This window comes from Oscillospiraceae bacterium (assembly GCA_035353335.1).
In the GTDB taxonomy this organism is placed as follows: domain Bacteria; phylum Bacillota; class Clostridia; order Oscillospirales; family JAKOTC01; genus DAOPZJ01.
This window is the reverse complement of record DAOPZJ010000008.1, coordinates 24,396-38,168: the sequence shown is the minus strand read 5'-3', so window position 1 is coordinate 38,168 and position 13,773 is coordinate 24,396. Positions and strand designations below refer to the sequence as shown.

11 protein-coding genes are annotated in these 13,773 nt (G+C 51.1%); 3 read left to right on the top strand and 8 right to left on the bottom strand.

The window, feature by feature from the left end:
- The first annotated feature begins 222 nt into the window (after positions 1-222).
- Positions 223-1,101, top strand: coding sequence for a hypothetical protein (locus PKH29_03140; protein ID HNX13830.1), 879 nt, complete (start codon positions 223-225; stop codon positions 1,099-1,101).
- A 131-nt stretch (positions 1,102-1,232) separates the two neighbouring features.
- Here the strand turns inward: PKH29_03140 and PKH29_03135 are convergent, their stop codons facing one another.
- The 5 genes from PKH29_03135 to PKH29_03115 all read right to left on the bottom strand — a co-directional run bounded on the left by PKH29_03135 (position 1,233) and on the right by PKH29_03115 (position 5,695).
- Positions 1,233-1,742: a cupin domain-containing protein gene (locus PKH29_03135; protein HNX13829.1), complete on the bottom strand. Its 510-nt coding sequence runs from the start codon at positions 1,740-1,742 to the stop codon at positions 1,233-1,235.
- Between the two features lie 134 nt (positions 1,743-1,876).
- On the bottom strand, positions 1,877-3,490 hold the full coding sequence (locus PKH29_03130) for a hypothetical protein (GenBank protein ID HNX13828.1): 1,614 nt from the start codon (positions 3,488-3,490) through the stop codon (positions 1,877-1,879).
- The gene (locus PKH29_03125) at positions 3,487-4,389 is read right to left on the bottom strand and encodes an ABC transporter ATP-binding protein (GenBank protein ID HNX13827.1); all 903 of its coding nucleotides are present in this window, start codon (positions 4,387-4,389) and stop codon (positions 3,487-3,489) included. Before PKH29_03125 ends, PKH29_03130 begins: the two co-directional genes overlap by 4 nt.
- Before the next feature lie 63 nt (positions 4,390-4,452).
- Entirely contained in the window at positions 4,453-5,097 is a 645-nt protein-coding gene (locus PKH29_03120) for a TetR/AcrR family transcriptional regulator (protein HNX13826.1), read from the bottom strand.
- A gap of 94 nt (positions 5,098-5,191) precedes the next feature.
- Entirely contained in the window at positions 5,192-5,695 is a 504-nt protein-coding gene (locus PKH29_03115; GenBank protein ID HNX13825.1) for an SRPBCC domain-containing protein, read from the bottom strand.
- Positions 5,696-6,407: 712 nt separating this feature from the next.
- Between PKH29_03115 and PKH29_03110 the strand changes: the two genes are divergently transcribed.
- Positions 6,408-8,021, top strand: coding sequence for an ABC-F family ATP-binding cassette domain-containing protein (locus PKH29_03110; protein HNX13824.1), 1,614 nt, complete (start codon positions 6,408-6,410; stop codon positions 8,019-8,021).
- Positions 8,022-8,253: 232 nt separating this feature from the next.
- On the opposite strand, the gene PKH29_03105 is transcribed toward PKH29_03110, so the two are convergent.
- From PKH29_03105 to PKH29_03095, 3 genes are read right to left on the bottom strand one after another with little or no spacing between them, the layout of a single operon-like run.
- Positions 8,254-10,305, bottom strand: a complete 2,052-nt coding sequence (locus PKH29_03105; GenBank protein HNX13823.1) for an FAD-dependent oxidoreductase — start codon at positions 10,303-10,305, stop codon at positions 8,254-8,256.
- A 19-nt stretch (positions 10,306-10,324) separates the two neighbouring features.
- Entirely contained in the window at positions 10,325-10,768 is a 444-nt protein-coding gene (locus PKH29_03100) for a DUF126 domain-containing protein (protein ID HNX13822.1), read from the bottom strand.
- 1 nt (position 10,769) lies between these two features.
- A complete protein-coding gene (locus tag PKH29_03095; protein HNX13821.1) occupies positions 10,770-12,041 on the bottom strand; it encodes an aconitase X in 1,272 nt (423 codons plus the stop codon).
- 185 nt (positions 12,042-12,226) lie between these two features.
- Here PKH29_03095 and PKH29_03090 point away from each other — a divergent pair, with 185 nt between their 5' ends.
- Entirely contained in the window at positions 12,227-13,222 is a 996-nt protein-coding gene (locus PKH29_03090) for a spore photoproduct lyase (protein ID HNX13820.1), read from the top strand.
- Positions 13,223-13,773 lie beyond the last annotated feature (551 nt).

The window sequence follows — 13,773 nt, the reverse complement described above, 5'->3', positions numbered from 1 at the left end:
CCCCGCCCATTCCGTAAAACCGGAAAGCGGGGATTTCGCTTATATACCCATTTCCCGGCATCACTCAACGCTGTAACCGTTCTCTTTCCGGGGCGCAATAAGAATAATTCAAAGAAACAAGGAAAACTGCCGGATTTTTATCATATGTAGGCCGTTGTTATTATAAGAATATGAGGTAACCATCCGCTTCATAATCGAATCAAAAAACAGAGGGAGAAATTTATGGCATTAATTTCATTAAAATGCACAAACTGCGGCGGAGACATCCAAATGGATGACAAAAAAGAATCCGGCTTTTGCGTCTATTGCGGCGCGAAAGTTCTTTTGCAGCAAGCGGTTACAAATATCAATAATCTGTCGGGTAATGTGGTGATTGACGGCAAGGTTCAAATCATCGACAACAGACTGAAACTTGAACGAGACAAAAAAATGGAACGGATTAAGCGAATATACGAAAAAGCCCGTACAGGGATCTATTGGGAGGCCGAAAAGAACGCGAATTCCTATGAGAGTTTTTACGAAGCGGAAATCGGTGTTGACGGCGGCAGGAGAATGGGTTATGGTTTAATAGAAAAATTGTGTACGGAATTAATCGCCGAAGATGATGCAGATGCGGAAGCGTATTATTACAGGGCATTATCAAATATCGAAACATCAATCCATTATTGTGATATACGGGCTTTTAATCTTCAAAACGAGAATTCCGCCCGATCTATTGTCATCCAGGATATCAATAACGCCGTAAAATATGCCGACAGCAATATCAAGGGAACATATGAGAATTATTTGAACAGAGCATTTCAAATTTTCAATGAGAAGATCAACGCTTTTAAAAACATCCGTTCAACCGGTTCCGGCGGGTCATGTTATATCGCAACGGCGGTTTATGGGTCTTACGACGCGCCGGAAGTGCTGATACTCCGCAAGTTCAGAGATGAAATACTGGGAGCCACTTTATTGGGCAGAATTTTTATATCGGCTTATTACAAATTAAGTCCCCGGTTTGCCGTAAAATTAAAAAGAATGAATCGTATGAACCGATACGTCAAAAGGAATCTCGATAAATTTACGATGCGTCTGAAAACAAAGCACTATTTCTGAATTGATCGAAAAGGGCATAAAACCTAAGGGACTGCCGATCCCAAGCGGAACAAACAGAAGGTCTGCCGCAGATGCGGCAGACCTTTGGGCATTTTATGGCTGTTTTTTGCTCATTTCAGTGAATGACGAATTTATTCGGCGGCGTCGGAATCCGCTTTGGTACAATGTATGGTCCCCCGGAGATGCTTGACGGGCGCATAGATAGAATATAGCTTTATGGGTTCGCTTCCGGTGTTCACAAGGTTATGCCAGGTCCCGGCTGGGATTAAAATCGCGTAGTTATCGGCGACTTCGCGCCGATAATCGAGGTCGGTTTTTGTCTTCCCCATCATGACTCTTCCGCGGCCCTGTTCGAGACGCAAAAATTGGTCGGTGTCGGGGTGCATTTCCAAACCGATCTCACCGTGCGGCGGAATGCACATCAGGGTGAGCTGGAGATGTTCTCCCGTCCAGAGCGCCCGCCTGAAATAGGTATTGTTCAGCGTAGCTTTGGTGATGTTGGTCACATAGGGGTCGGGGCCGAAGTCCTCACCGGTCTTATGGCAGCGGTCGATCACGCATGCCGGGCTCATCGAGGTCAATGGCGGAGAGGATATGGGATATGAGCGGTCATAAAAACCGCTGTAATTTCTGGAATTCATGTTGCTCCTTTCAAAACAGCCAAAATCCGCTTTGGAAATCGCTCGGAGAAAACGCTTTCCGCCATCACTATATGCAGTTTGAAAAGAACATGGAAGTGCGTTTTTAACCTGTTTACGGGAATTTCGCCCGGGAGTTATTTCGGGATATCTCTTTTGCGCAGCCCGAGCAGCCCGAGCGCGGTGAATACGACCGCCGCTGCGGCAAATCCGAACACCGAGGCGTTGAAACTCTCGTACGGGATTCTGGGCGTTCCGGTAAAGGGCATCATGTGTGTAACCCAGTCCGGGAGTTTTAAAGCGTCCCCGATGAGTACGTCGAAATACATCGCTCCGTATAAAAACCATGTGACGGGCAAAGTCGCCCGCGGAACGAATCCGAAGAGCAGGACCACGATCCCCATCACCGCCGCGATTCCCGGCAGATAAACCAGCGCATCTATTGCCAGTTTCCACGATTGCGACAGATCATTCGCGACCGCTCCGTAAGAGACGCCCGTAGAGGCACCGCCGATTAATAAAAGCATCACCAATAAACAGAGGGATACGAGCATCCGCTCTCCGACAAGCCGATAGCGGGACATTCCGCCCGCGAGCTGAGATTCGGTCAGCCCTTTGGCTTCATCGGAGCGCAGCCCCGTCATGATCTGCAGCGGCAAGACCATCGCGACCATTCCCATGATGCATAAAAGCAGTCCCATCAGCGCGTTCATGCTGTTTCCCTGTAAAAACGGGACTTTGATGCTGCCCAACATATCCAGCATGGTCTTTGCGACGGATCCGAATAAAAGACCGGTCAGCGCCATGCCGCACGCCCAGCCGATGATGCTGCCTTTATAAAAATGCAAAACCAAGCCCCATGAACGCCGCATCAGCGGTTTGGCGTCGGCTCTGCCTCTTTTATCTTTGAACACGCCGCTGCCGTAATCCCGGCGCGCTTCGATCAAAAATGCGGCTGTGATCAAAACCGCCGTGAGCGCAACGGTCGGGATGAATAACCACCCATAGTTATCCTGCCACGGCGCCATTCTCTCGCTCCAGCCGATCGGTGAAAACCAGACGGCGGCGTTATCACCCATATCGCCGAGCATTCTGATCACATAAAACGCCACGATCACAACAGAGCCGGTGGAATTTGCCATCGTTGCGCTTGCCGACAGTTGATTCGTCAGCGCGCCGACGCCGACGCCGAGAAATCCGCACGCGACGAGCGATAACCCGAATACGACCGAACCCGTCATGCCGGCACCCGCAGGATCCAGCCCGATTCCGTACGAAGCGAAAACGGTCAGCGCGCCGATCAGAACACATAGCAGAAGCGCTCCGCCGACGACCGCCGTAAGCGTGGAATGAATCCCGAAAGGCCGGGAGCGGAACAGCTCCGTGCGCCCGTTTTCCTCATCGGCTCTCGCGCCTTTCGTCACCTGAAACACCATGCCGATGGCAAGCGTCATGGCAAGGGTCATCCAGAGCTTTGTCCACACGGCACCCCCCAGCGTGGCGGAGCCGACTTTGCCGATCAGGGCGACCATCCCGGGATTGGAACCGAGCGCCGCAAACTGATACAAATCCGCCTGCGTTTTAAAAAGGTCTTTATAGTAGGCGCCGACAAAGGCGATCATGCCGACGATCACCAAAATCCACACGAGATACCGCATCAGATTATGTTTCAGCGTGAAACGGAAATATCTCCCCGTCCCGACAAGCGGGCTTTTCGGCGTGGCGGAGTCGTTTGAAACCGCGGTGCTCATTTTCCGCTCACCGCCTTGTCTTCGGCCTTGTAATGGCTCAGGAAGAGGTCTTCCAAACCGGGCGGATTGACCGTGAGACCCACCGGCTCAAGGGAGGCCAAATGAGCCATCACAAGCCCCATGGAATCGTTGTCGAGCGAGAACGTGATGCGGTCTCCCTCTTTCCGGAGTTGGTGAATGCCGGAAAGCTCCTCCAGTCCCGCGGCTTCCTTTTTTAAAATGACTGAGACCTGCGTGCGGGTCAGGTGGCGCAGCTCTGTCAGGGTGCCCGACTCGACGGTGACGCCGTCCTTGATGATGGTGACGATGTCCGCCAGTTTTTCGACTTCGGAAAAAATATGAGAGCTCAGCAGAACCGAACGCCCCTCTTTTTTGATCTCGCGGATGCTTTCGGTAAAAGCCGCTTCCATCAGCGGGTCGAGGCCCGATGTGGGTTCATCCAAAATGAGCAGTTCCGCGCGGGAGGCAAGCGCCGCGACAAGAGCGACCTTTTGCCGGTTGCCCTTGGAATAGGTACGGGCTTTCTTGGTGGGATCGAGATCGAACCGCTCCGTCATCTTCTTTTTGCGGTCGGGTTCCAGTCCGCCCGTCAGGGAACTGAGCACGTCGATGACTTCGCCGCCGGTCAGCTTGGGCCAAAGCGCGACGTCGCCGGGCACATAGACCAATTTCTTGTGAAGGGAGACGGCGTCTTTCCACGGGTCGCCCCCGAACAGGGAGATCATGCCCTTGTCGGCTTTGAGCAGCCCGAGCAGGATGCGGATCGTCGTGGTCTTGCCGGAGCCGTTGGGGCCCAGAAACCCCACAACCTCCCCTTTCGGCAGGGTCAGATCAAGACCCCGCAGGGCTTCAACCTTTCCGAAATTTTTGTACAGTCCCTTGACTTCAATCACATTCATTTTTTTGACCGACCTTTCATCAAGTTATCAGTTATATTGAATTCGTTCGTTTTATCCGCTGTCTCATTTGGAATCGGTATTATAAAATGCGTTTTTTAAGAGTTCGATATACCCGTCATAGTCCTCCATAACGGCCTTCAGATCAAAATCGAGTTTATTTTCCGACTGCCTGAGGTTTTCAAGCTCTTTGTTGCCGAACCCCTGCATCACCCAAATGATGATCTCCGTAATTCGTCTGACATCAATGCCCTCTTTAAACACCGAGGTGTCGATGTTCGCAAATATTCTTTTATAAGCGTCGCTGAGGATGTTGTTGTTTTTGGCGTCCCGTTCTTTTTTGATCTGTGCATCGATCGACTCGTCGGTCATCGAAGCCAATAAGAAGTGATAAAGTTCGGGATTTTTTTGAACCATCTCTATTTTCATAACGGATAATTGCCGGCACTTCTTGATCAGGTCGGTCTCGGTAAAGTCGAATTTGCCGTAAAAATCATCCATAAAAATTTGCTGCGAATAGGCCAGAAGGAACAAAAACAAATTTTGCTTGTTTTCAAAGTAATGAAAAAGCAGCCCTTTGGAAATGCCCGCTTTTTTAACGATTTCGTTGGTCGAGGCATTTTGATATCCCTTTTGGGCAAACTCTTCCGAAGCCGCATTCAGAATGCGTTCCCGTTTCGCGGGGTCCAGGTTCATAAATTTCGAAATCATTTCACCCTCCCAAAAATAATTGACCAATGCGGTCAACGACAGTATAATCGTGTTGACCACAGCAGTCAATAGGTTATGATATGGAATTTAAAATTTATTTTGCCTCGGGCTTCGAGGCAGGTTCTTTGACTGCTCCGGCGGCTTTTTCTTCGACCGCGCGTTTCAACGCGAGATTCATCTTCTCTTTGAACCTCTGCGTTGCGCCGAGCAGATTCTTTTTGCGCACAAACGGAACCAACAGGCCGCTGAACACTTCCGCATTGATAAACATGGTTTTTCCGTCCGAGAGCGGGATCAGTTCAAAGCTGTGCCTGCCCAAAAACAGAAACGGCGCGCCCATGACGTTGTCAAACGCGATCAGATGTTTGTCGTGCTGCCGCATTCTTGACGACATGGAGTACCATCCTTTTCCGTCTTTCGCGGTCTTGACTTTGACGCGCATCTTTCCGCCGGGTCTTGTGTCGCCGGATACGGTGATTTCATCGGTCCATGCGGCGTAATGCGCAAAATCGGACAGCACCGCGTAGACCTTTTCAACCGGGGCGTTGATTTTGCACTCGGTGTGGATCTCCTGAACAAACGCGGAACGATCTTCCATGACGATTCCCTCCATTCCGTAATCCCGTATGAACTTTTACTTTGTGTGATCTCTGTGGTTCTATGTTACCATATCTATGTAATAAGCGCAAGAGGTTTTCGGAGGCAACCGCATTCAACGAAAACGGGACGGACGAGCAATGTCATGAAGTAGCGCAGGGGGTGTTCTAACCCACCGTCCCTGTAGGGAAAGGTCTTGACCTTTCCGAACGAACCGCAGTTCGTGCGAGGAACATTGTTTGTTAACGTAAAGTGTTTTGATCGAAGAAGTAACATGGTTTCTATTTTAAACGAATTCAGAAATAGGATGGTTGTAAAAGTTAATCCGATGCGAATTGGAAAATCTTCGCGGGCGAGGGTTCGCCCGCTCGGAAAGGTCAAGACCTTTCCCTACAAGAAAAAACGCTGATTAAAAACAACGAGCATAAAAACAGAGCCCGGTAGGGGCGATTCGTAATCGCCCGCCCCGTCGTATCGGATAATCCCGTCGCGTAGTACCTTATATAAAGGGCGATATCGGGCGCGGCCCGTTGGAATCGCCCCTAACGAAGAAATTAACCCCCGGCATCCGTAAGATTTGACAACACAAACGAAGTTGTCATCATCGTTTAAACTCGAAACAAATAGACAACTCTTTCAAAACATGATATAATCTTATCTTAAAAAATTCGGTTTTGAATTTTTTCATTCAAAAAACCAGTATCGGAGATTCCATGATTACAGTATCTGACGTCAGCCTCGGTTTCGGCGGAACCGTTCTTTTCAAACATGTGGACCTGAAGTTCTTAACGGGGAACTGCTACGGCATCATCGGGGCAAACGGTGCCGGAAAATCGACTTTTATCCGCATTCTCTGCGGGGAGCTCGAACCCACAACGGGCGAGGTCGTGATTCCGAAAAATCTTCGGTTGTCCGTGTTGAAGCAGGATCATTTTGCTTATGACGAATTTAACGTTCTGGACACGGTTACGATGGGGAACCCCCGCCTTCACGAAATTATCAAGCAAAAAGAAGCGCTGTATGCAAAGGAGACCTTCACGGAGCAAGACGGGATTACAGCGTCCGAACTGGAGGGTGAATTTGCCGAGCTGAACGGCTGGGAGGCCGAATCCGAGGCGTCGAAGCTGATTCAGGGGCTCGGGCTGTCGGAGGATTTGCTCTATGCAAAGATGTCAACGCTTTCGGGAAACGAAAAGGTGAAAATTTTGCTTGCCCAGGCCTTGTTCGGCAATCCCGACATCATCCTTTTGGACGAACCGACGAATCATCTGGATATCGATGCGATCAGCTGGCTCGAGGACTTCCTCGCCGAATACGCGGGAACTGTTTTAGTGGTATCGCACGACCGCCATTTTTTAAACAATGTCTGTACGCATATTGTGGATATCGATTACGGCAAGATCAGGATGTATGTCGGAAATTACGAATTTTGGTATGAATCCAGCCAGTTGATCCAGCGTTTGCTCAAACAGCAGAATAAGAAAAACGAGGAACGAGTCAAGGAACTTCAAACCTTTATTACGCGCTTTTCCGCCAATAAATCGAAGTCCAAGCAGGCGACGTCCAGAAAAAAACTGCTTGAAAAGCTTGAAGTCGATGAGATGCCTTCCTCAACCAGAAAATATCCGTACATCGGATTCACCATGGACCGGGAAGCAGGGAAGGACATCCTTTCCGTCAGCGGCATTTCAAAAACCGTTGACGGCGTCAAGATTTTGAACAATGTTTCTTTCACGATCAATAACGGCGATAAGGTTGCGTTTATCGGCGAAAGCGAGCAGGCCGTCACGACGTTATTTAAAATCATCATGGGTGAGACAGAGCCGGATGAAGGCAGCATCAAATGGGGGGTCACGATTTCAAAGTCCTATTTTCCCATTGACAATTCAAGCTTTTTCAACAACTGCACGCTTTCGATCTTGGACTGGATGCGACAGTATACGACCGATGAAACCGAGACCTATCTGCGCGGTTTCTTAGGCAAAATGCTGTTTTCGGGGGACGACGTCTATAAACCCGTGAATGTCCTCTCGGGCGGCGAGCGGGTGCGCTGTATGTTTTCGCGGATGATGCTTTTCAGTGCAAACACGCTGATTTTGGACCATCCGACAAACCACCTGGACCTTGAATCGATCACCGCAGTCAATAACGCGCTGATTGAGTTCAAAGGCAATGTGTTTTTTGCCACGCATGACTACGAAATTATTCAAACCACCGCAAACAGGATCATCGAAATCCTGCCCGACGGAAATCTTGACCGGGAGGGCAGTTATGAGGAATATCTTGAATATCGTAAAAACCTGCCGCTTCCCAAGGTGACACTTTGAGTTTTGGGTCGTGAGTGAACGCGGCGGATGTTTATCGAAAGATCCGCCTTCTCTCTGCGGGTAAAAAAGTAGGGGCGCAACGGACTGCGGTCCGGCTTGCGCGTCCGCCTTCGTGCTTATCGTTTCACCCTTCCCAACAGGCAAAAAACAGAGAGGATTCATATAGACCCTCTCTGTTTTCATTGTGAATGATGATTGGCAATCGTTTATGCTTTTCCTTTACCGATACGCCTCACAGCTTCATGCAGACGTCCCAAGCGCGCCAGATTACGGTGCGCAGGTTGCCCACGCCGTTTGCGTCGCCGACCAGATGCACATGCTTCGAGGCCTCACCGAGCGGCATCGGTTTATATCCGACCGAGACAATCACGGAATCGCCCTTCAGGTCAAAAACCTTGCCCGTTTTGTCTTTCACGGTCACGCCGTCCGGCTTGATTTCGACAAGCGTCGTCTCCAGCCAGACCGGGGTCTTTTTGAACGCGAGCATTTCGCGCAAAAAAGAGGAATTGGCGAGACAGACCCCCTTGACGGCGATCAGATCGTTCTTCATCTCGACAATCTGCGGCTTTTTGCCCTTTAAAATCAAATCGTAGGCGATTTCGCATCCCGTCAGTCCGCCGCCGATGATGATGACGTTGTTGCCGACTTCCTTGCCGGAGAGATATTCGACGGCTTCGATGGCGTGTTCGACTCCCTTGACCGGCAGTCGCCTTGCCGTTGCCCCTGTGGCGATGATGATTTCATCGGCTTGAATCGAATGAATATCCTTGATTTCGGTGTTGAATTTGACCGTAATCGGATGTTTCGCGAGTTCCCGTTTGTACCACTCAATGAGTTCGCGGTCTTTTTCTTTATAGACGGGCGTAGCCGCCTGGACGAAAACGCCGCCCAGGTGATCGGTCTTTTCATAAATCGTGACGTTGTGTCCCCGTTCGCAAAGCACCAGCGCGGACTCCATGCCGCCGATACCGCCGCCGATGATTGCGATATTCTTTGCTTTTGCGGCTTTTTCGATTTTGTATTTCGTGACCTGCATCGTGCGCGGATTGAGCGCGCAGCGCGCCATATGGATGGCGTCGGGGAGCTCTTGCAAGTTCGCCGTACCGTCATACCTTGAAAAGGTAAAACAGGCGTTGTGGCAGTTGATGCAGGGCTTGATATCGGCTTCGCGGTCGGCAATCATCTTTGTGACCCATTCCGGATCGGTCAAAAACTGCCTCGCGGCGCCCATGGCGTCGATCGCCCCTTCACGGATCGCCTCGGCACCCGCGTGGGGCGTCATCTTGCCGGCGCAGACCACCGGGATGGTCACGAACTTTTTGATGTGGCTGACGTCGGAGAGGTTGCAGTTTTCAGGCATGTACGCCGGAGGATGCGCCCAATACCAGGCGTCATAAGTCCCGTTGTCGCAGTTGAGCATATCATATCCGGCGTCCTGCAAAAACTTTGCCGCTTTTTCGGATTCCTCCATATCGCGCCCGACTTCTACATAATCCTCGCCGGGAACCGCGCCCTGCCGAAAGCCCTTGGTCTTGGAAATGACGGAATAGCGGAGCGAAACGGGGAAGTCACTGCCGCAGGTTTTCTTGATGGCTTGTACGATCTCCGCCGGAAAACGGTACCGGTTTTCAAAGGAGCCGCCGTATTCGTCGGTCCGTTGATTTGTATACTTCATCGCGAACTGGTCGAGCAGATAACCCTCATGGACGGCATGGACTTCGATTCCGTCCACGTCGGCATCCATACAAAGTTTCGCCGTCTTGGCAAAGGCCTCAACGATCTCCTGAATATCCTCGACGGTCATCGGACGGGACCAGACGTCATCCGCCCAGCGGTTCGGGGTGGCGGAGGCGCTGGCGCAAATGAAATCCATGTCAAAAATCGGTTTGCCGATGAACCCGAACGCCTTGTTTTTGATCATCTTGACCATGAGGTCGTTGACGGCCATGGACCGTCCCATGCCGGCGGTGATCTGGATAAACAGCTTCGCGCCGGTCTTATGGAATTCCTCCATATATTCTTTCAGCTGTTTGAACTTGGCCTTGTTCTGATAAAGCCATCTGCCGCCCATGGTATCGCGGATCGGGGCAATACCCGGCAATAGCAGCCCGACGTTGTTTTTCGCGCGCTCGAGCAGAAAGTTTGCCGCTTCTTTGTCGAAATGATTGGGTTCTATCCACCCGAAAATGGAGGTTCCGCCCATGGAACACATGACGATTCGGTTTTTGATTTCGAGCTTGCCGATCTTCCAAGGCGTAAATAACGCTTCATATTCTTTTTTCATATCCGTCACTCCTCTATTTCTATTCGACCGTCACGCTGCCGTCGGAAGCCACAGAAACGGTCATCCCGTCCTTGACAAAACCGAGAAACTCTTCCCCGAGGCCGTCGATCACGGGCATTTGATTGTTTGTCCAGTTTGCGGCGAGGATCGCACCGGACGCAGCCAGTGAGTCGATCGGTTTGGAAAAAAGCATGCAGGCCGGCTGCTTGCCGAGCGAACAGGCCGCGTAAAGCACCATCCCGCCGGTGGTGGAACCGATTGTCTCGGGCAGGCAGAGAGCTTTGCCGATCATCGGTTTTTTATAAAGATCAGTATTATTTTGGTCTCCGCACTTGACTTCTTTGTCGCCGAACATCAACGCCATCTGAAAACTCGCCAGCGTATTGAATCCGCCGTGAGAGACCAGCGCTTCGGCTTTTGTTTCTCCGGGAGCGATCACGCGCCCTTTAAATACTTTCGCCATCTTATTCAGCCCCCTTCGTGATCATCTTCAAAATTTCATCGTCCGTATAAAATCTCGCGCTCGTGTAGGTGCGCAGCTTGTTTGACGAGGTGATGACGGGCATTTTTTTTGAGAGGGGATTATTCATATACATCAGCGGGCAGATGTAGCTGAGGATGACCCCCGTCGCATCCAGCCGCGCCGCGTATTCGGTCTCTTTAAATTGACGGATGACCCCGGGGGCGGAGGTGAATACGGTCGGAATCGTTACCTTTTTGTTTCCCGCCGCTTTCAGGCCTTCTTCAATGCGCACGGTCCAGTCCTTGAGCTGCTGCATCGTCATATGCGGACATCCCATAAAGCAGAGCTTCGGTTTGGCGTCGGGATTTTTCCAGATGCAGGGGTAGCTGTTTTTTACCCGTTCCAGCTCTTTGTCGTCGATGATGTAGACGGGCGCGCCTTCGCGGATGAGTTTTTCACCGTAATCCACGGCTTCCGGCGTCAGATGTTCGATGTGATAAAGCCCCACCGAGCCGTTGGACGCGGTTGCCGCGCCGAAATCTTTCAAATAGGCGCAGGCACGTTCGTTCAATTCGGTACCGATCCATTTGTCAAGCCCTTTGATATACGGGACCTTTTCAAGCACCTTCATGCCGATGGCGGAACCCAGCAGCTGCGCTTCGGGCATCTTTTCGGTGCGGATTTCGATGACCCAGTCCGCCTTGCGCCCTTCGTCGGTCAAAAATCCGAATTCCGGGACGAAACCGGCGACGGAGCCCATGATTTCAATGATACCGGAATTGCGGTTGCACCGCGCGCCGAGCACGCTGTTCGCATAGACGACGGCGGAGGATTCGGCCCAGGAGAGAACGTCGCCGCGTTTCGGGACGTTTCCGACTTCCGGCAGATAGCAGGCGCAGGTATAGGCGTCGTCGCCCATGAGGCCGAATTTGCGCAGCTGCTCTTCATACCGTTCCTGCTGGCTGTACATCAGTTTAAAGACGAGATTTTGCGCAAACGAGGACGGCACGTTTTTGTCGAGCGGCCTCGGGTCCGCGGAAAATTTCTGTTTGCTGACGATGTTGTCAGAAAGCAGTTTATCATACAGCTCATAAACAGGCGTCATGACGCCGATGCCGAAGCTGATGACGGTATGTCCGTATTCGCTTGTGATCGGAACCATTTTTTCGGCGCCGAAGGCCTCTCCGTACATCACCAGGGTCTTCATGACCTTGGCCATGGTTTCGCCTTTCTCACCCTCGAGAAGCGCCGATTGCTCTTTTGTAAGAATCATGTTGTAATTTTTCCTCGCTTCCTGTACCGTAATAAACCCATATTCGACCTCGTTTGTTAAATTATAGCCCTTCTTGTAAAAGAATGCAATGAACTTTACCATAATCCCGGTATTTTTATGACATAAACATAGAGCAAAAAAAAAGCACAAGATATCAAGGCAGAAAGGACGATATTTCGATGGAGATGCACTTTGACAAGGTCTATTACGAGCCGGAAACGCTCAATTATGAACTCGGGCAAAAACTGAAACAAAAATACGCCGATTTGCCGTGGGTGGAAATCGAGAGCCACAACCGCATTCCCGAATTATCGTCCTCGGAAAACCGGGATTTTGCCAAACTCAAAAACCATCTGATCATCGGCGTGCGCAAAACCCACAACTATGTGCCGAATCAAAAGGTCTCGGATTGGCTGGTGCCGTTCACTTCTTCCGGCTGCCGCGCGATGTGCCTTTATTGCTATCTGGTCTGCAATTACAACAAGTGCGCCTATCTGCGCTTGTTTGTCAACCGCGACCGGATGATGGATAAACTGCTTAAAACCGACGCCGCCGCCGAGCGCCCGCAGACCTTTGAAATCGGCAGCAACAGCGATCCGGTGCTCGAAAACACGGTCACCGACAATCTGCCGGTTGTCATCAACCGTTTTGCGCGGGAAGGGCGGGGGAAGCTGACTTTTCCGACGAAATTTGATATGGTGAAACCGTTACTCACCCTCGACCATAAGGGCAAGGTGATTTTTCGCATGAGCGTGAACCCGCAGGACGTCATCAGCCGCGTCGAGTTCGGCACTTCGCCGCTTAAAACGCGCATCCAGGCGCTCAATGAAGTCGCCGAGGCCGGATATCCGGTCGGGCTGCTGATCGCGCCCGTGATTCTGTTCCCGAATTGGAAAGAGTTATACGGCGAACTGATCGAACAGCTCGCGGATGAGCTCAGCGAAAAGGTCAAAAACAGCGCGTTTATCGAGATCATTTTAATGACTTACAGCTACGTTCAAAACGCCATCAACACCGACGCGTTCCCGAACGCCGTGAACCTACTCGACCGCGGCATCATGACCGGCCGGGGCCGCGGCAAATATTGCTACCGCACCCCCGCCCGCGCCGAAGCCGAGCTTTTTCTGCGTGAAAAACTGGCCCGGCACCTCAGCACCATGCCGATTTTATATATTTCGTGAGCTTGCCTCCCATGTAATCAGTAACGGCTATGCCGTTGCTGCGGGGAGAAGGGAATTCACAGAATTCTCTGAAAGGATTGCGCCTTTGCAGCGGTGGGGGGATTCCGCCTATCCCGTCATTGCGAGGGGTATACGCCCCGCGGCAATCAAATTGCGCGGCAATCCGGTCTCAATCTCCATCCCCGCTCTCTCGCGTCGCACGGGTCACCGCACGGATTCTGCCGATCCTTCATTTTTTGCCAAACCCGCGGTTTATGTTGCAATCGTTTTTCATTTGTGATATACTGCGTTTACTTTTTTCAAAAGCCGATTTTTGTCGGCTGCATTGTATGTGTCATATTTGACGCATACCTTTCGTTATGCTATCCTCGGAGTTTTACCCCCGGCCGGACCTTGACAACTGAATCGCGCTACACAATCAGCCCTCACAGGGGCCATTGCTTGTGCACTCCGGAGCATTCCGACGATTCGGCGCGACGGAGTAATTTTCTCTGCAATTCTAAAAGGGAATTACATAATCCCCACATCCGATCCGCCAAACGAACCGAACA